Genomic DNA, 18,285 nt, shown 5'->3' on the forward strand with positions numbered 1-18,285 from the left:
CATCCCTTAACCCCAAAAATCCTCTTGCGCCTGCCGCCCGGTTACGGCACGGTTATCTCCACGGCATTTTCCTTCCACTGATTCTTTTTCCTGTCCAGCCGTTCCTCCAGGGCAAACCTGACCTCCGCCTCCGGCTGCAGCTTATCCCGGCGGCATCTGGCATCCTTGAAGCTAAAATAAAAGCTTCTGCCATCCTCACCCCGGATAAAGCCAGAGCTGCCGTTGGGCAAAATCTTCTCTATCCTGCCGCTGGCAAACACCCTGCCAATATTGCACCACTCCCACCACAAAGGCTTCAATTCCTTCAGCACATCCGCCTTGGACAGAGCAGCAATTTCCTCCGGCAGATGCCAGTTCTCATCTTTTTTCTGCTTCCAGTTCTTCTCCTGGCGCAGGGCGTCAATCAGCTGCCTGTGCAGCATGGCCTCCCTTTCCCTGCCCTGGCTGTCCAGAAACTCTGCCAGCGCACCATAAAACCTGACCCGCATCTCATGGGAATTATCCGCCACGGCACACATGCCGGCATATTTAAAGGCATCATCAAATTTTTCCTCCCGGCATGCCAGGCCGAACAGCAGATGGAAAATATTCCAGTTCCTAAAGCCGCTGCGCACTATCTCATTGGCGATTTTCTCAGCCTGCTCAAACTGCTGCAAGCCCGCCAGGGAAACTGCCATGCGCTGCTTTATCCAGCTATCGCTGTTGTTGTGGAAGCTTCCCAGTGCCTTCAGTGCTTCCTCACCAAAAGCGACGCACTCCTCATAGCGTGCCAGCTTGCACAGGCACTTTACCCTGCGGCAATACCACTTCTCCTTCGGGGAAGCCAATGAGATTTTCTTATTGCCTGCCATCGTCTCCCCCGATTCAGCAGACAAAGACTCCGGCTGCACCAAATCCAGATAATGCAGTGCCAGGGCAAAATCCTTTTGCCCGCCCAGACTGCCGCCCATCAGCCCCTCGGAAAGCACATACACAATCAGCCACAAAGGTGAAAAATCCTTCTGCCGGACCAGCTTCAGCACATAATCCGCCTTTTTCAGAACCTCCCTGCACTGTTTCTTGTCAAAATCATTTTTCTTGACCGGCTTGATGTACAGATGATAGACGCACCAGCCCATTTTGCTGTGCAGCAGGTCACCTTCAGGCCAGGCCTGCTTTTGCAGCTTGTACAGCTCCAGGCAGTCCTCATATCGCTTCAGCCCGTACAGCCCGTTCATCAGATGGAGATAATCCCACTGGGAGAGCTCCTCAGCCCTGCCCTCTGTCTGCCATTGGTCATAAAGGCGGCAGACTGCCTCATGGTCCCTGTTTTGCCTGGCCTCAGCCAGAAGCTCACGTATCGGCATTAAATCATTCCTCCCTCAAAATTTCCCCAAAACACCACTTGCTTAGCAGCACCAATATCTAAAAGCACCGGAAACAATTTTCATAACACAGCAAGTCAGAAAACTTGTATATACTATAACATTTATCGCCATGCTTGATTGTCAAAAAACATGTGAGATATTTACACGCCTGCCATTTTTTATTTTCCCGTTGTTATCTTGAAGTTATTATCCTCAAGAACAAACCTGGCCCAATCCTCATCGGTTGTTTCACGCAGGTACATAGATGCTTTATATTTATCCTGCATTTCCACAGAAAAAGCACTTTTATCTATCATGCTATTGATTTCCCGGATGGTTTTTTCTTCTCCCATTTCTTTAAACACAACAAGCAATCTTCTTAACGTAGCCCTCTTATACAGATGATAAGGAGACACCTTCAGCGAATATTTTCCAATATCAAGCATCATATTCCCACCTTTTCTGATAATCTCATCTGATTAAAATGCAACTGCATAATAGGATTCAACAATATCCCTATCAGACGTCTCCCTTGATACTTTAAAGAGAAAATCCGGATTTTCCATACCGTCACATAACTCGATAGCATATTCATAATCATTTATGGAAATCTTTTTGATGCCTGCAAACATTTCCTCGTCATTATGAAAATGAAGGAAAATATTTTTATTTGATTTTCTTCGATTGATGATTTTGCACATAGAATATCACCTGCATTTTCCGCAAGATTTCCTCATTCAAAGCAATCCGTTACAACAATTATTGCAATTTCAGCAATCACTTCCTGAACTGCTGCACAATCCAAGGCAGGCTCTTTTCACCCTCCAGCACATAAGCAAAAAATTCCACTGCCTTCTGATAGCCGAAGAAAGCGCTATGGGCTGCTGGATTGCGATAATTGGAAGCCACGCTGTCCGCAAACCTGCCAATCTCCCATAGCAGCTGCCAGATTTCCTCCTCCGAAGCCAGATTCCTGAACAGCCTGTCCCTGCCATACTGGCTGAGCCAGTGCAGATTGCGGTTTCTTGCAGCCTCGGAAAGCCTGCTGTCGGGCTTGAAATGGCAGAGGTATGCTATGCTGCCCAGCGTCAGCTGCTCAGAAGAACGAAGGACATATCCCTTGCCGTCCTTGTACTGGCACAGCCCGGAGGGCCACTGGCTCCCGTGCTCTGCCAGGGGCAATCGCTCCTCCATGTACCGGCAAAAATTTGAAAACAGACGCCGTTTCAGCTCCCCTTCCACTGCCTTGCTGACCACGATGCACACGCTGGAATAATCTATCATCTGGCGTGCCGCAGCCAGCTGGTAAAAAATCGCCCTGCCGCTCACCAGGAAATTCTGAGATTTATTGTCCAGCCTTTTCCACCTATCACCAAATCTGCCTGACAATTCCTCCTTTGCCTGCTCCAGCTTCAAGGCAAATTCCTCCTGCCTGCCAGCCTCCAGCAGCTTTTGCTCCTGTGAGCTCAGGCTGAGAAAGAAATTGTAAAACTCCTGGCGGCATTTTTCCGCCTTGAGGTTCAGCTGGCGGAGATTTTCCTCAAAAGCAGGATTGTAGTCATCCTTGTCCAGCACATTCAGCTGGGTATAGCCAGCCAGGGTAATGGCCGCATCATTCAAGAGGGGCATATAGCGGCTGTTCTTTTTCAGGCTGACCGCAAAGGCTCCCATATTAAGCATATCCCGGAAAAACTGACCAAAGCTGTACATATTCATGGTCAGGCTGCGGACAGCCGTGCGAATCAGCATGCCCTTTTTCCAGCGCAATTCCACTTCGGCACAGTATTCCCTGACCTTGCGGTGCTCCAGAAGTGCCTGCTCATAGTTCTTCTGCACAGCCTCATCGGCCTTGTACAAAGCAAAAGCCGCGGCAGGCACCGCCACCACGGCACTAAGGGCAGCCACACCGCCTGCTATGCCCAGCCCCCCTGCTGCCAGGCTTCCGCCCCCCATACATGCCAGCAGGGAACTAAGATAAGCAGCACCTGACAGGGAGCTGATAGCAGTACCCGTGCTGGCAGTGCCCAGGGCGGTAGCCAGCCCCACTGCCGTAGCTCCGCTGAGAAGCCCTGTCCCCACAGCCTTCAAAAGAACGGAATCAGCCGGGGACCACACCTGCAGCTGCTGGCTGGGCAATTTCCAGTCCTGCTGCTCCGTCATGGTTTCCTCATACTCCACATCAGCAAAATCACACAGCAGCCTGTAGGTGGAAAAGAATTTCTCATCCAGTTCCGCAACCTGGCTGCAAAAATCCACATACTCCCTTTTCAGCATTTCCTGGCAGGCATAGCTGCGGCTGCAAGCCTTTTGGTATGCCTCCTGATTTTGCTGCAGGATTTCCTTGGTTTCCTTTGCCTGCTCCTGACGCTCCTTGACATAATCCACCACATTATCAAATCTGTCCGCCGCCTCATCCTTGACTGTCCCCAAGGTATCCACCAGCTTCTGACCACCTGCACGCAGCAGCTCTCCTGCCACCATCCACTTATTATCCATAAAAAATCACCATTTGTGCAAAATTCTGTTAAACTAAAACCTATGCTTTCTATATTCTACGCAACGCAAAAATATCCTGCTATTTTTAACAATATTTTGCCAAACCTGCAAATTATTTGCACATTATTTCACTTTAACCGTTGTTAAACCAGCCATAATAGGCACTGTGGGCAGCAGTCACTTTGGCATGCTCCTCAGCAGACAGCAAAATCATATTATCCGGGGTATCAGCCCCGCCCTGGCAAAGGGGAATGATATGGTGCACCTCATAGCCCGCAGGCACTGAATACAGGCCATGCTGCTGCAAAAAAGCACTCCGGGCAGATAAATCCCTGACATACTGGCTGCTGTCAAGATGGTAGCTGTCCGGCACCTCCCCCATGCCGATAATATTATCCAGGGAGCTGCCATCCACCAGCATGCCATTCTCTACCCCGGGCAATTCATCCACATCCACAGCAGGCACGAAGCCATGCACATAGCCATAGCCATAAGCCCCGGCGTTGCAGGCAGTGCCATCACCTGCCTCCATGCCACCATCATCATCAAAGACAAATCCCTGCACAATATGGCCTGCCAGCATGATGCTGCTTATTGCAGACCCCAGCCGTATGATTCTTTCCTTGCTGCGGTCATCCACCAACTCCCTGTCGTGCAGGTAATTGTTGCACACATCTCGCCCCAGGCAGGCAGATTCCACCGCCAGCACCTTTGCACCGCTGATGACGCCCTCCGCCTTCCTTTTAGCTATATCAGCAACGGCATCCACATCCCTGTTGACCACAGCCTTTCCTACTTCATAAACCGTCCTGCCGCTGCCCAGCAGTGCCCTTGCCGTGCCGCCCAGCGTTCCCTTGGCAATCCTCCAGCCTATATCCATCAGCTTGCCCATGAATCATCACCTCAATTTCAGTACAAAATTCATCATTCAGCTTGTATATAATATAACAATTCAGCACATCAGATGATGGTCAAAAAACATGTGAGATATTGCCCTAAAAACAAAAATACCCCCACAGCCAGCTTTCTTGTTCTAACTTCCGGGGGTATCTACAGTATATCTCATCCTATGGACGTTTGATTAGTACAGCTTCAGAGGCGTATTCAGATTATCCTCAGGCATCTTTCCAACGCCTCAGACAGCAGACATGTGCCATGATTCAAATGACGACCTTTTTTGTCCCACTCACAGATAAAAACTGTGTCACTTCCCACAACAGGATCACATTCCACCGTCAGGTAGCGCAAGTCCCCAAAGCCTTCATCAAACTTGCAAATGCTGAAAAGGCACTCAGTTGCCTCCAGAGGCTCCGGCCATTTCATAATGACCGCATAATACCCCTCCCGCACCTTAACGCCGTCCACCACGAATTCCTCTGCGTTAAACAGCATGTCAATTTCCATGTCCGTCAATATGCCGCAAAGTGCCTTATAAAAAGCATCCTCCTCATGCATAATCGCCTTTATGAAAGTATCACGCAAATCAAAAAATACCTCTGGCACATGCCTGTGCTCTATCCAATATAAAAGGTCATGCCTGGACAGCTTTTTCATGTCCCATCTCCCCCTTCATCATAACTCCATCAAAAATATCACCCTGTTAAATTAATTATCCGCCAGCTTAATTGCCAATATGAAACCAGCTGCAGCACCTATCGGCCCGGCTATAGCTCCGCCTATGGCAGGCAGCAGCAGCAAAAGCAGGCAGCCGCCGCAGCCGCTATCACCCGAGCTGCTAGAGGCAGGTACATCTCTGGAAGAATCCTCTGAGTGGCTCATCCTGCTCCTCGGATTAGCCGGACTAGCAGGCTTATTGGCGGCCTGCTGTGCCTTGGCAGAGGCAGCATCATATTCAGCTTTAGTTTCTCTGACAACTTGTAATGTTTCATTAAGGTTTTTTACAGCATCAGGTATATCACCTGTAATTGACAAAAGCTTTTCAAACAATATTATGACAACACCATACTCATCTTTCTGCTTAAACAGGTTCATGCAGACATCATCAAAAAGCTTATTGTAGACCGGTCCTATATAGCAAAAGTCATTTTTCCCCTCTGCCACGCTCATCACTGCCAAAGGCCGTGCCAATCTGCCGCCCTTGTCCATAGCCTCACAGGCAGCCTGCACATTGCTTCGTGAAGGATTTGCCAGCACCTGGTCCAAAAGCTGCATCGTATGCTTTTTCAAATCCTCCAGCTGCTGCTCCACGGACAGGCGGTAGCCATCCATAAAATCCTGGATAATCCCCCCGTACTTCCCCTTCTTCCGAAGTACTGCCTGGGCCACCTCCAAGGCAGTCTGAGTGTATTGGCTGGCTGCCATGTTATCTACAGCTTCCTGCAGCTGCTCCCGGATATTGTTGCGCACCTCATGCCAGGCCGCCTCGATGGCCTCCACCCCCTGCACAGCAGGAAAGCCGGACACGCTCCTGCTCCTGTTCACCCAGGTCAGAAGCTGCTCCTTGTCCATCTCCCTATAGGCAGTATCTAGAAAAACTATCTCATTGGCAAGCCGGGGCTTTCCCAGTAGCCCGATGAGCTTCTGATTCATAGCTGCCAGCTTGTTGACACTGGCCATAAATACAGCCTGCTGCCTCATAGCGGCAGCAAGCAGCCTCTGCTCCTCCTGCAGCTGGACATCCGGGAACCAGCCCAGCTCCGCCTGCAAACGCTGCTGGGGATTTAACAGAATCCCCTTGGCCTTTTCAAAAATTTCTTCCCTTTCCGGCTCATCAAAGCATCTGTCATCCGCCTTTTCATCAATCACCTGCTTGCTGTCCCGTATAGATACACCCAGAATAAAAAACGGGTTTTCATTCAGCTTCATCTATATCACACTCCCCATCATAACCTTATCAGACACATACAAGAAACTTCATCAGCCACAGACAAGGCGCACATGCTGCCGGGAAAATCCCGGCAGCACCATGCCCCTTTCCTGTCAGCCCCTCACAATATTGGAGCGGACGCCGTTGGCATCACTATCATCTTCCCTGCGCTTGATGCTCCACAAAAGGTCTACCACCTCACGCAGCGCCTGAATATTTTCATTGACCACCGCATTCATGCCCCGCTGCTTCAGGGCCTCAAAGGCCTGCTTGTCCTCAAAATCCTCCGGTGAATCAATCATGCAATTAAAATCATAGATAATAAATTTGTCGCTCTTGGCCATAACCTCATAATTCAGCCCACGTATGTGGTCAATGACCTCCTCAAAGCCGTTGCCTGGCTGGGCTATCCTACTGCGAGCCGCGGCAAACATCCGATGATACAGTTCATCTTCCTCCTGATTAGCCATTTCTTTATAAAAATCATTGTAGGATTCCTCAAAATGAGCCAATGTCTTCTCCCGCAGCAGCTGCAAATTGCCCCGGCGTATTTTGTTCAGCTCCTTCTTCATCTTGAGGATAGCGTCGTTCAATTGCTGCAATTCCTCATGGTCAGACTTGTCCTGCTGCACATTCATAGCCTGAGAAGCCACTTCCCCGGCCTTTTTCAGCTGCTCCATATAGGCACCATCCTCAAGATTTTCCCCCAGATTGCGCACCCTCATCATCAGCTGCTTGCCATCATAGTTCAGCTTGTCCGCCACCTTGTCCAAATCCAGCTGGCCGCCCTGCCGGGAGTAAAAATTCTTGTCGCTGTTGAAGGACTCGGAAATGGACGGCACAGAAATTTCCAGGTCAATACTGCCAGAGTCGTTGACCACATAATTGCAGATGATTTCCGCCCCTGCCATAATCATGCCGAAATCAAAATCCCTGCCAGTGATGGTCATGTGGCCGATAAAGCGGTTATCCTCCACATCCTCCTGCATATCGCCTTCCCACAGCTTGAAATTAATCGCCTCATCGCTGCCAGCCCTGATGGTTTCCGTAGCCCGGAATTTCTTCTGCCCCTTGGCAGGCAGGGCATCTCCCTCCCGTACCAGGTAATCAAGCACAGCCTTGTCGCTGCTGCTGCTCTCGCAGACCTCCACCCCGATGGAATGGGAGGCCAGAATAGCACCTACAGTTGCCAGGGTATAGGAAATTTCTATATCGCTGTTTTCCAGCTCCACAGGCCTGCCAGAGGCATCAAATACGTCCACATGAAAATGATTGCTGCCCCGCCTGAACAATTCCAGTTCCAGGGTTGCCCTGTTTTTCAGCTCCATGCTGCCGGAATGCCAGCCCGTATCCCTGGAAGATATTTCAAAGGTATAGCCCGTCACAGGCTTTGCCAGCACAATAGCAAACTTCGCCTTTGGTGCCGTAGAACGTGCCACATACCGAAAGCTCAGGCCCAGGGACTTGCCGCTTTCCACCTGCTCCCTGGCTGACTTCCTGCCATGCTCCTCATTGCTCCAATCGATGGACTCAGCAAAAATACTTGCACCCTCGGACACGGCAGTCATAGGGTTCACCTCAATGCTGCCCACCGGCACGCCTACCTCCAGCACTACCTTGTCCCGCAGGGATTTATAATTGGTCGGGCCGCCCACAAAGATAATGCGGTCAATATCCTGAGGCGTCAGCCCCGCCTTCTCAATAGTTTCCCTTGTAGTCCTGACAGCCTCCATCACCAGCTCATCTATCAGATCATCATAGGTACTGCGCTGCAGCTCCACATCCAGGTAGATTTCTTCCCCGGCAGCATCAAAGGTGCCGGTCTCCCCCTCGATATTTACGACCTCGTCAGAAGAAAGCTCTATCTTTGCCACCTCTGCCTTATAGGCGGCAATCCGCAGGAGCTTCTTGTACTCATCCCTTGCCCTGAAATCATCAGGCAGCTGATAGTTGCTCCGCAGCCAGGGAATGACCACGTTGTTCATAATCACCCGGTCAAAGTCCCTGCCGCCGCACATGGCAATGCCGCCATGTGCCAGCAGATTTACCTTGCCTGACATGCTCTCTGCAATAGCCACATCCAGGGTGCCGCCGCCCAGGTCAAAAATCAGGAAATTGCCATCCCGGCTGCCGGCCTTCATGACGCTCATGATAGCTGCCACCGGCTCCTGCATCAGCGCCACCTTGCCCAGCCCTGCCTGTTTCGCTGCCTCCAGGGTAGCGGCATTCTGCATCTGGTTGAAGGCAGCCGGAACGGTAATCACCACGCCTACCTCATCACTGCTGCGGATTTCCTCCGGCAGATTCTTGTACAGCTCCCTCAGCACCTCCGCACTACATTCCTCCGGAGTCAGCTCCTCATCCCCCAGCTTGATTTTTGTGCTGGTTCCCATGAACCGCTTGAACAGAGTAGCACAGCGTTCCGGCTGCTGGGCGGCCTTCAGATAGGCATCCTTGCCATAAAAACGCTTGCCCCGCTTATCCACATAAATCGCCGAAGGGGTTACATCATTCTGATCCTTCTTGCTTTTCCACACCCTGACATTTTCCCCGTCAAAAGAAGAAATCGCGCTGTTGGTTGTCCCCAAATCAATGCCCACATAATACTTCATTGTTTATCCTCCCCACAACTACAGAACCCTTTTTCAAAATCTCCGCGGAATTAAGCTTCTTGATGGTGGGCTCAAGGGTTACCTCCACCCTCAGCTGGTCCTCCGCCTCAAAATCCTCCAGATTGATAGGATACACCGGCAACCCGGTATTGTAGACCTCCCCGGCAAAATCCAAAACCTCTATGCCCAGCTTCTCCAGGGAAGCGGCACTGTGCTTGTCAAACCTTTTTACCTGGTTCATGCCCCGCTTCTGAATCTGCGGATTCAGCACCTTGCCCACCAGAGCTTTCGTATACTGGCACAGCCGCCAGCCCTCGGCAGCATAATCTGCCAGCTCCAGATAAAAATCCTCTGCCTGTACATAATTTGCATGCACAGCTTCTGCAGGCATATCTTCCGCATGGACACCATCTGTATGTGCAGCCTCTGCATGTACATCAGCAGCCTCAGCCTTCAGTCCTGTATCGGACGCATCTGAATGTTCCTGCACGCACTCATCATCTTGTACATTCCCATCGTCCTGCACAATATCCCTTGCCTGCCCAGCTTCATCATTCTGTACAGCAACATTTTCATTCACAATCTCATTTTCATTCATCTAAAATACTCCTTTCATACTTGCTATATAAAATATAGCAGACATCAGAAAAGATTTCGTGTCAAAAAATCTGTGAGGTTTTGCTGCTGGAAATCACTAAGGAAATTGCCGAAAAAATTTTCCAGCAAAAAAGGCTGCCAGCTTGCATTTAAAGCCGACAGCCTACAAAACTATTTATTTGCCGTTATTCTTTTCATACTCCTTAACATGTCTTCTAATCATCTGCAACCCGGACAGCATTTTGCGCTTTAAATCATCCGCAGTAATCACATCCGCATCCAGCCGTGCATGGTTACTGCTATTGCGCTCATTCTTGAAAAAGCCATATACCCGCAAAATCTCCCTCATGCTCTCCAACGGAATATTCACCCTGGCAAAGCCAGCATCTTTCCTCGTAAATGATAAATACCTTGTCCACGCTGCCTGCCTTCTTGTGAAGATATCTGACCGCTGACTCATTGGTAGAAAATGCCTTCCCTACATCTTCATAGTCATGGGGCTCCACCTTGCCGGTATTCCAACCTTTATATAGCTGAGAAACAGCAAAAGAATATTCTGCCTTCCCTGCTTCTTTGCTAAACAAACCTGATTAGGCACATTTTCTGCCTCTATTGCCATAACAATCTCTCCCATCAAAAAATAAATGCCGCCTATATCCCCTGATACCGACTATCCATATACCATTGGAAAAAACGATGATACTCCTGCTGCCCGATATTGATAATCACCAGATAATCCTTGGCTCGCGTCATGCCAGTATAAACAAGCTCGTTTTTCATACTGCCTTCATCTATCCCTTCCGCATTCACCAGCAGAAGGAAAACTACATTAATCTCCCAGCCCTTGAAGCAGTGAATAGTTGAAAGCTTGATGCAGCCCTGATTGCGCTGGAACCTCATGCGCTTGGCATGGCGAACAGGCACCATAACATGTGCCGCCTTATTTTCCAGCCAGCCCTTAAACACGCCATAGCGATACTCCTGGATGCACTCAGGAGCATGAATTGCCAGCAGCTTCCTAAATAATTCTTCCTCCTCAAAAACAGTATGCGTCCGCCTGTTATTCGGCGCTCTGCGCAGCTCATAATCCAGCCAGCGCAGCTCTGCCACCCTGTCACAGAGAAATGCCACATCATTGACATGAATATTTGCTGACCTGTGGCTCTCCATAAAAGCATTATAAATACCAACAATTTTCTTCACATCAAAGCTGTCCATATAATAATACATTATTTCCCCATCAAACAAACTGGTCTGCCTCATTTCCAAAGGCTCAAATTCATAATCCTGACTGAGTATGCTCCTTTGAAAAGCATTCGCCAGCTCCAGTATGTTGTTGCTCATACGAAAACTAATAGACTTCAGCAGGTTCCAATTGCCACGTATTTTGCCTACATACATACGCTTGCCCGGCTCCCCCTTTTCACTATGCAAGGCACGCTGATATATGTTCTGTCTCTCATCACACCAGAAACTGATTTCTCCGTTCGATGCCAGAACGCGATAAATGCTGTCAATCCAAGGCTTCTCATAATCCTGTGCCTCATCCACCAGAATTGCCCCAAAGCGCCGCTTGCCCTCCGGCAAATCCTCCGGAATGCACCAGTAAAGGCTGGTAAAGTCCCGGCTGCCTGCAGGCCTTTTCCTGTCACCGAGATATTCCTGCCAGTACATATTAATAAATGCGTGATAATGCAAAATCAGAAAATTGTCCCTGATGAACCTGCCCCGATGCTTTTCATCCGGCGGCAGCTGCAGGCTGAGCATATCACGGATATAATTGCGCAAGGTAATATTAAATGTCAGGATAAGCACAGGTCCCCCTGTCCGCAGATAGGCATTGTATGCCCTGACAGCCAAAGCAGTGGTCTTGCCGCTACCGGCAGCACCGCGGATTTTCTTCCGCACATTTTCCTGGCTTTGCGCCAGCCGCCGCTGCGCTTTAGTCAACGGCACGTTGGCAAAATCCTTCTGGTGCATCAGCTCATCAGGCGGATAAAGCAGGGATTTAAAATCATAATACAGACTGTCATCAAAATACCTGGATGCTTTCCCGGACATGTGGCACCTTTCCAGCATAGCATCAAAATAAGCATTATTCAGGCCATTCCTGCCCCACATGTATTTATACTTATTTTCCGCCAGCGGTCTTTTGAGGCCGCACCTGGCACTGATTTCAGCCATCCGCTTGTCGGAGGTTTCCGACAAAAACACCCCCCAGCTGACCAATGCGACATTCTTGCCATTTTCCAGCACCCTGGCGGCATAATTCGGTGCAAACAGTGTGTAAAACACTTTTTTGTAGCCTTCCAGCTGGGTAATAGGCGAAGCTGCACGATTAATACCGCCATTGGCATGTACAAACCAGTTATCCGCATCCTGCACCTCATAACACACATCCATTATATAGTCCTTTACCTCGATAAGAAAAAGGCCGTAGTTCCTGCGCAGGATTGCTACGTCCGGGCGATAGCCCTCTATGTTGGGCTGAAAAAACACCTCAAAGTCATCCTGTCCCTTTAGATATTTATCCAAAAACAGCAGCAGGCGCACCTCCCCCTTGGTAGGCCTGTCCCGAAATTCCAGCATATCCTTCAGCGGTGGATAAAAAATTGCCATACATCCCGCTCCTATCCTCATCAGTATATTCTCATTATACCACGAACATGCCCACAAAACTATTGCTGGAGAAATAAATCAACTATGGCATTGCCGATTGCATCATGCTCCGCACCACATAACCGCAGCCTTATGGCACTCATGGCTGCAAATAGTGAGCAGCTTTTTCATATATCATATCGGCAAAAGACTCTATCTCCTTCTGGATATGCTGCCGCCAGTTCATGCCATCCAGCATTTTGCGCTGGGCAAGCATATACTTTTCATAATACAAAATCCATTTGCGCCTGGCAGCATCGCTGAAGCGGCAGCCCAGTTCTTCATCATAAGCAAAATCTATGGGCAGAAGCAGCTGCCGGTTTATCATTTTCAAAACAAACTTATCAATGACATTTTGCCGGAATAATTCCAGCAAATCAAACACAAGGCTGTCCTTGCGCCCGTTATTGCTGTGGAGAAAGCCTATCCTGGCATCCAGCCTGGCACCGGCAATAGCGGCACGCACCTCCCGCTCCAGAAAAGCATAGCCGTAGCTGAGCATGCTGTTTACTGGATCCTGGGGCGGACGGCGGTTGCGCCCTGACCAATCCCATTGACGGCTGTCAAAGATTTCCCCAAATGCCTCAAAATATACCCGGGAGGCAATCCCTTCATAACCACGCAGCTCCTCTGCCGCATCCGTATAAGACAGCTTGTGCTCATAAATCCTGATAACTGCGGCAGCCTCTTTCAGCCTTTCATTTTGCTGGCTGCTGGCATAATATGACAGCAAATGACGCTGATTTTCCATTTTCCTGCTGATGGTATGACGGATAAGCTCCGCCGCAATCTTCGGGTGGACAAAGCACCTCTGCTGCATCAGCAGCCTGTCCAGGGATATTTTATTGTCAGCCATGCAGCCCAGCAGTTTTCCGCTCCTGTCAATATAGCTAATCTGCACGCTGTTCTGCAAAAGAGTGTAAATCACTTCCGTACTTATCTGGGTGTGGCTTCCCACCACAACACTGCTAATATCCTCCAGTGTCAGGCTATACATTTTTTCCCTGGTATCCTTCCAGATTTCTATGCGTCCGCCATTTTTACACATTCTCTGACCTGCTGACAATAAATATACCGTGCTCATAATAATCGCTCCTATCCTGCAATATATGTCATATCTTATATGCCATGTATTATATGCCATTTATGATTCTAGGCAATCACGCATATCGGTGCTACTTCCATAGGCTTGCCAAACTGCCACATCTTTGCCTCACAGCTCTGGCACAGGGGAACAATGGTGAGAATAATATCCGCCTGCCCATTCCCCAGACAAAATAATTTGTTTTTCACCTTTTCTATCTGCTCACTGGTGCATTGCGCCATAAAAACACTGTACTGCATCCTATAAGCAAATGACTCCAGATATTTGGCAATACGCCTGCGGCATTTATCGCTGGACACATCATAACATATCAAATATTTCATGCTGAACCTCCAATTGACATCTTATAGGTATAGTATAGCTATCTGTGTAGATTACTATGAGCAAAAAAAATGTGAATTTTTGCGCAAAAAATAACTCCCTGTGCAATACACACAGGGAGCCCAAAATTATATATGGTGTTTTTACGCCGCACGCGGCATTGGTTCTTACGTAATTTTGAGCTTATGCCTTTTAGTCCTGCGGGACTAAGTTTCAATGCCGCACGCGGCATTGGTTCTTACGTAATTGATGTTATCTTTGTAAAGGCAGATATGGACGAGAAGTTTCAATGCCGCACGCGGCATTGGTTCTTACGTAATTGATAAGGACGGCAATGAAGTTGTTAAGCTGAATTTCGGGTTTCAATGCCGCACGCGGCATTGGTTCTTACGTAACTAAGCGTAGAAGTTATTCTTGTCAATAGGTTTAGAGGTTTCAATGCCGCACGCGGCATTGGTTCTTACGTAATTGAATTCTCTGTGTCAAATCATAACATTATCCGTAGTTTCAATGCCGCACGCGGCATTGGTTCTTACGTAATGTTAAAAGCATAGACGGAGTAACGGCAAGGATGTTGTTTCAATGCCGCACGCGGCATTGGTTCTTACGTAATTTGACTTAAAGGTTTTTAAGACTGAGGAGGACGCAAGGTTTCAATGCCGCACGCGGCATTGGTTCTTACGTAATGAATATCCAAGCCGTCCTCGGACGCAAACAGTATCTGTTTCAATGCCGCACGCGGCATTGGTTCTTACGTAATCCAGGGAGACAAATAAGGGGAGGACAGTAGCAGGGGCTAGTTTCAATGCCGCACGCGGCATTGGTTCTTACGTAATTATGGAAGTAAAGAGAGTTCTGGAAGCACGTATTAGGTGTTTCAATGCCGCACGCGGCATTGGTTCTTACGTAATACTTCATATAGTTGATATTTATAACTATAATTATCCCCGGTTTCAATGCCGCACGCGGCATTGGTTCTTACGTAATATGAACTTGATTCTGGACTGAATGTCCTTGATGTTATGTTTCAATGCCGCACGCGGCATTGGTTCTTACGTAATGAAAAACCACGAAAATATAAGGATAACCCTAAATGAAGTTTCAATGCCGCACGCGGCATTGGTTCTTACGTAATTCAACTCTGTATGGGCCAAGCAGTCCAAGGGATGGTAAGTTTCAATGCCGCACGCGGCATTGGTTCTTACGTAATGTACCAGTGGTGTTTGATTATTAACGCCTGCGCGCACGGTTTCAATGCCGCACGCGGCATTGGTTCTTACGTAATTCAGAACGAAGCACTGCAGCGTCGCCTTGAGGAGGTTTCAATGCCGCACGCGGCATTGGTTCTTACGTAATTCGATTTCATCAATAATTTTGTAGAGGATAACAAGGTGTTTCAATGCCGCACGCGGCATTGGTTCTTACGTAATGGTACAGTCGGGGATATCTGGGGCAGGATATGCCTCATGTTTCAATGCCGCACGCGGCATTGGTTCTTACGTAATCGTGTCCCTGCCAAACCGCAGAAACACTGAACCTGAAACACAGTTTTAATTTACAAAGCCGACAACGGCAAACAAACGCTTAATTTGCACTGCACACTATAAAAGCATAACCCGCAAAGCAGGAAATAACAGCCCTTCGCGCTATTAATTTGCAAGGGGCTAAATCAGCCCCTGCAACGAAAATTCAACTGCATAACTAGTATACCACATTTTTTTGATACTTGCAATTTTCAGTTTAACTGCTCAATTTTTTTCAATGCCAACATAATATAATGCTCAACATCCTCGCTGGAGGCAACATCAACACCATTATACGCATGATTAATCTCATTACGCTGCTTTCTGAGCCATGACAAAATTTCCATCACATATAATAGATTTTCTATATCAGATGTATCGGTACAAACAATTCCCTCAGTCAGCATCCTGCAAATGCTTTCTTTGCGGTCATCCCAATTAAAGGAACCTGTACTCATAATAAGATTTGGATAATCATAAGCATAATACGGAATGGTCGGAACCTCAATAACTGGTACTTGCTCCGGCTTAGGTTCTTCAGGAAATACGGATAATTTTTCCAGCAAGTCACGCAACAACTCACCTGGCACAACCGTCAAATAATTATATATGGTTTGCGCATTTAACTTGTAATCCATCAGATAATCATATAACTGCCATTCCTTTCTTTTACCATCACCCTTTTTCCTTCCATCCAGCACCATAGCAAGACATTCATGATCCGATATAAAATCACCAATATACAACCTGCCAGCACGAATTTGCTCTTGATAAGCTGCTACATACTTTATTTCCTGCATAAATGACTTCCACAACTTCTTGTCTATATATTCAGGCAATGGGCCGGTTTGATTATTTTGAAAATACATTCGTACCATATTAAGACTATTTTTTGTCATACCATTAGGCTTGTTGTTCTCCTTTTTCTCCCTTAATTTCTCCAGCGTACTACAAAAATCATAGACAAACACATTTTCAAACAACTTATAGCCCAAGTCAGACTTCTGGCATGTTTCGCGTATTTCAAAATCATATACCGGTGATGGATAATACAATTTACGCTTTACCAGTTCGCCCGGCATCCACTCAGTAAATAATGTCATCGCCTGCTGCAGGAAGCCTTTCTTGACGCACCAGCGGATAATATCAATACGCGATGGCTCTGCCTTGATTATATCCCCATAATCCCGTTCCACCGTTTCCAAGACTTGGGCAAAAAGCTGCTCCTGGGCACTTTTTCCCTGATAATTTTTAAACGCCTGCAAATTAGCAGCCAGCTTTTTGAGGGACAACTCAAACCGCCCGGTGCGGCAGATTTTCACAGCATCGGAAAATTCCTGCATGGAAATCAGCAGGTCTCTGAGCCGCTTGCTGATTTCTCCTTCAGGCACAGCAGCAAAATATTTTTCCACCTCTCGCATACTGGCAAAATTAATGCAGGAATCCGTACTGGAAACCAGTTCAAACATCCTGTGGATAGAAGACACATCCTCTATCCTGTTGCGGGAAGTATCTTCCCGGAAATAGTTGGCATAGATCGCCTGCCCAATCTCAATCCCTGAATATTTCAGCATGTGAAGTACAGATAGCATCAGCACAGCAGCATGGCGCATACCGCCTGTTAAATCAGTATGAATACGCCAGCTATCAGCCTCAGTCCCCAGTATAGCACGTATTTCATCAACCATCTTTAGAACATATAAGACAATACTCTCTGCAGAACAGTTTTCATCATAATCCACATAAATTATCTTTTTCGCTAATTCCGGGCATACCTTTGCCACTTCACCAGCAAAAATATCCCGCTGAACTGCTGCCAACTGCTGACCTGTCCGGTCATCAACATAAGAAATAGTTTCCTTAGTCTTCTGAGTAGAAAAAGCAAAGATATAATCCAACGTTTCCTGCTGTCCGGCAAGCTTTTGCAGCAGATACTTCACAGCAGCCTCATTGGTCTGGATGCATTTTATATCTGCAAAAGGTGCCGCATGGTAGCTGGTTGATGACAGATATTTCCCCTTAGATAGATGAATTTCACTCAAAAACAATAAAACTGCATTTTTCATCATGATTTCTCCCCATCGTTTTCCATGCCATAGCTGCGGAACTGCACAAAACTGAATACCGACTGCCGCACAGTTTCCTGCTTCGCGTTGACAGTGGTCACTGTCTGCCGTTCACTGCAGGCAGCCAGGACAGTGACGCCTGCCTCCTGCAGCAGCTTAATCAAGGCATAGCTGTATGTATTTTGCATTGAACAGATTGTAACGTCTGGCATACCCTACGCAGGCATCTATCGACCAACGCTTATCGCGTACTTGCGCTACCATCCATTGGACGAATAGTTCGCAATCGTCACAATAAATTTTCAGAGGTTTCCTAGAGTGTTTCCGGTGTTCTTCATAAGCTTTCTGCCCACGATTGGCTGTATACTGTGGCTTACGCCCACGATTGCTTTTAGGATGGGGTGTTACCCGTCGAATTTCATTGTATATGGTAGTGTGTGCACAATCCTGTCTGGTTTTTTCTGTAGTTTATTTGGTGTGTCAGTTTCAATGCCGCACGCAGCATTTCCCTGTGCACAATTTGTACCATTCTCCTGGGGTTGCACACTGGAATAGCAAGTTTCAATGCCGCACGCGGCATTTCCCTGTGCACAATTTGCTATTTAGAGGAGACTTTGCTCTCCGAGACGTTTCAATGCCGCACGCGGCATTTCCCTGTGCACAATTTAATCGCCCTGTAGAAAGCGCATCCGTGTCTTGCGCGTTTCAATGCCGCACGCGGCATTTCCCTGTGC

General features: G+C 48.0%; 15 protein-coding genes and 1 CRISPR repeat array. All 15 genes read right to left on the bottom strand.

The window, feature by feature from the left end; translation table 11 throughout:
• Positions 1-41 precede the first annotated feature (41 nt).
• Positions 42-1,346, bottom strand: coding sequence for a hypothetical protein (locus tag FYJ84_RS04815; RefSeq protein WP_154406465.1), 1,305 nt, complete (start codon positions 1,344-1,346; stop codon positions 42-44).
• Positions 1,347-1,525: 179 nt separating this feature from the next.
• Positions 1,526-1,792: a hypothetical protein gene (locus tag FYJ84_RS04820; protein WP_205764103.1), complete on the bottom strand. Its 267-nt coding sequence runs from the start codon at positions 1,790-1,792 to the stop codon at positions 1,526-1,528.
• Between the two features lie 331 nt (positions 1,793-2,123).
• Positions 2,124-3,842 (bottom strand): hypothetical protein, encoded by a 1,719-nt coding sequence (locus FYJ84_RS04825; protein ID WP_154406467.1) that lies wholly within the window; start codon positions 3,840-3,842, stop codon positions 2,124-2,126.
• Between the two features lie 133 nt (positions 3,843-3,975).
• Positions 3,976-4,734 carry an HNH endonuclease signature motif containing protein gene (locus FYJ84_RS04830; protein WP_154406468.1) on the bottom strand — a complete coding sequence of 253 codons (759 nt, stop codon included), beginning with the start codon at positions 4,732-4,734 and terminating at the stop codon, positions 3,976-3,978.
• Positions 4,735-4,946: 212 nt separating this feature from the next.
• Positions 4,947-5,396, bottom strand: coding sequence for a hypothetical protein (locus tag FYJ84_RS04835; RefSeq protein WP_154406469.1), 450 nt, complete (start codon positions 5,394-5,396; stop codon positions 4,947-4,949).
• A gap of 51 nt (positions 5,397-5,447) precedes the next feature.
• Positions 5,448-6,668, bottom strand: coding sequence for a hypothetical protein (locus FYJ84_RS04840; protein ID WP_154406470.1), 1,221 nt, complete (start codon positions 6,666-6,668; stop codon positions 5,448-5,450).
• Between the two features lie 114 nt (positions 6,669-6,782).
• On the bottom strand, positions 6,783-9,281 hold the full coding sequence (locus FYJ84_RS04845; RefSeq protein ID WP_154406471.1) for an Hsp70 family protein: 2,499 nt from the start codon (positions 9,279-9,281) through the stop codon (positions 6,783-6,785).
• Positions 9,259-9,879 (bottom strand): hypothetical protein, encoded by a 621-nt coding sequence (locus FYJ84_RS04850; RefSeq protein ID WP_154406472.1) that lies wholly within the window; start codon positions 9,877-9,879, stop codon positions 9,259-9,261. Before FYJ84_RS04850 ends, FYJ84_RS04845 begins: the two co-directional genes overlap by 23 nt.
• Before the next feature lie 174 nt (positions 9,880-10,053).
• On the bottom strand, positions 10,054-10,338 hold the full coding sequence (locus FYJ84_RS04855; protein ID WP_154406473.1) for a hypothetical protein: 285 nt from the start codon (positions 10,336-10,338) through the stop codon (positions 10,054-10,056).
• Positions 10,339-10,356: 18 nt separating this feature from the next.
• On the bottom strand, positions 10,357-10,497 hold the full coding sequence (locus FYJ84_RS04860; RefSeq protein ID WP_154406474.1) for a hypothetical protein: 141 nt from the start codon (positions 10,495-10,497) through the stop codon (positions 10,357-10,359).
• 32 nt (positions 10,498-10,529) lie between these two features.
• The gene (locus FYJ84_RS04865) at positions 10,530-12,497 is read right to left on the bottom strand and encodes an ATP-binding domain-containing protein (protein WP_205764104.1); all 1,968 of its coding nucleotides are present in this window, start codon (positions 12,495-12,497) and stop codon (positions 10,530-10,532) included.
• A 139-nt stretch (positions 12,498-12,636) separates the two neighbouring features.
• Complete coding sequence (gene cas1, locus FYJ84_RS04870; protein WP_205764105.1) at positions 12,637-13,620, bottom strand: CRISPR-associated endonuclease Cas1; 984 nt, start codon at positions 13,618-13,620, stop codon at positions 12,637-12,639.
• A 68-nt stretch (positions 13,621-13,688) separates the two neighbouring features.
• Positions 13,689-13,964, bottom strand: a complete 276-nt coding sequence (cas2, locus tag FYJ84_RS04875; RefSeq protein WP_154406477.1) for a CRISPR-associated endonuclease Cas2 — start codon at positions 13,962-13,964, stop codon at positions 13,689-13,691.
• Between the two features lie 137 nt (positions 13,965-14,101).
• Positions 14,102-15,467: direct repeats of the CRISPR family, unit length 37 nt; unit sequence GTTTCAATGCCGCACGCGGCATTGGTTCTTACGTAAT.
• 230 nt (positions 15,468-15,697) lie between these two features.
• Positions 15,698-17,551: a TM1812 family CRISPR-associated protein gene (locus tag FYJ84_RS04880; protein WP_205764106.1), complete on the bottom strand. Its 1,854-nt coding sequence runs from the start codon at positions 17,549-17,551 to the stop codon at positions 15,698-15,700.
• A complete protein-coding gene (locus FYJ84_RS04885; protein ID WP_154406479.1) occupies positions 17,551-17,763 on the bottom strand; it encodes a hypothetical protein in 213 nt (70 codons plus the stop codon). Before FYJ84_RS04885 ends, FYJ84_RS04880 begins: the two co-directional genes overlap by 1 nt.
• Positions 17,764-18,285: the final 522 nt, after the last annotated feature.

Origin of the sequence: Anaerovibrio slackiae (genome assembly GCF_009695585.1) — a bacterium.
Taxonomy (GTDB): Bacteria; Bacillota; Negativicutes; order Selenomonadales; family Selenomonadaceae; genus Anaerovibrio; species Anaerovibrio slackiae.